Annotated in this window: 1 protein-coding gene; it reads left to right on the top strand. The window is 66.1% G+C overall.

Translation table 11 applies throughout. The features are described from left to right. A partial coding sequence (locus EBH09_RS37665) for an AMP-binding protein (protein ID WP_193776060.1) occupies nt 1–672 on the top strand: 672 nt, incomplete at both ends.

Genomic DNA, 672 nt, shown 5'->3' on the forward strand with positions numbered 1-672 from the left:
GTTGATTCGGTGGCACACGCCTGGTCGAATCCGAAGTTCGACCTTTCCTTCAGTTTTTCCGAGATTGGCGAGAAAACTGGTGGTGTCGGCGGTGTTCTGGACTTCAGCACGGACCTTTTCAATCACGAGACCGCTCAGACCATCGTTGACCGTCTGATCCGACTCCTGACTGCCGTCGCCGCGCATCCCGACCTGCCCATCACCGACATCGACGTACTCACTTACACAGAAGAACGCCAAGTTCTGGAGGAGTGGAACGGCCAGCCGAGCGACAGCATGCCGCCGGTGGATGTAGTGACGCTGTTCGAGCAACAGGCGGCGGCCACACCGGATGCGGTTGCGCTGACGTGCGAGGGCGAGAGCCTGACGTATGCGGGGTTGAACGCGCGGGCGAACCGGCTGGCCCGGTGGCTGGCCGAGCACGGGGCGGGCCCGGAGGCGTTCGTCGCGGTGGACATGCCCCGGGAGGTGGACGCGGTCACGGCTCTGCTGGGGACGCTGAAGAGCGGTGCGGCCTACGTTCCGCTGGACCCCGACTACCCGGCTGAGCGCACCGCCCACATCCTGTCCGACGCGGCCCCGGCCGTGTACCTGACCGGTCTGGACGGCCTCGGCCTGTACGGCTACGAGGACACCGATCCGCCCCGGGCGGTCCGCACCGACAATGCGGTG

The sequence above is a fragment of the Streptomyces sp. E2N166 genome, from assembly GCF_003671715.1.
Taxonomy (GTDB): domain Bacteria; phylum Actinomycetota; class Actinomycetes; order Streptomycetales; family Streptomycetaceae; genus Streptomyces; species Streptomyces thinghirensis.